This is a genomic window from Aeromonas sp. MR16, from assembly GCF_022549315.1.
Taxonomy (GTDB): domain Bacteria; phylum Pseudomonadota; class Gammaproteobacteria; order Enterobacterales; family Aeromonadaceae; genus Aeromonas; species Aeromonas aquatica.
In genome coordinates this window covers 1-234 of sequence record NZ_JAKZFK010000095.1, presented here as the reverse complement: position 1 = coordinate 234, position 234 = coordinate 1, and the positions used below count along the sequence as shown (strand labels likewise).

Annotated in this window: 1 protein-coding gene; it reads left to right on the top strand. The window is 67.1% G+C overall.

Annotated elements, in window-relative coordinates:
* A partial coding sequence (locus tag MM194_RS21895; protein ID WP_241344964.1) for a VCBS domain-containing protein occupies positions 1–234 on the top strand: 234 nt, incomplete at both ends.

Below are 234 nucleotides of genomic sequence, written 5' to 3'. Positions count from 1 at the left end.
CCACCCAGTTCCTGGCGGCCGGCGAGACGGTCACCTTCAGCTATGACGTGACCGTGACCGACAACGACGGCGGCAGCGACACCGAGACCGTCACCCTGACCATCACCGGCACCAACGACGATCCGGTGCTGAGCGTCGATACCAGCGGGGCGGTGACCGAGGACGCGGCCACCCCGATCCTGACCGACAGCGGGGTGCTGAGCTTCACCGACGTCGACACCACCAACACCCACA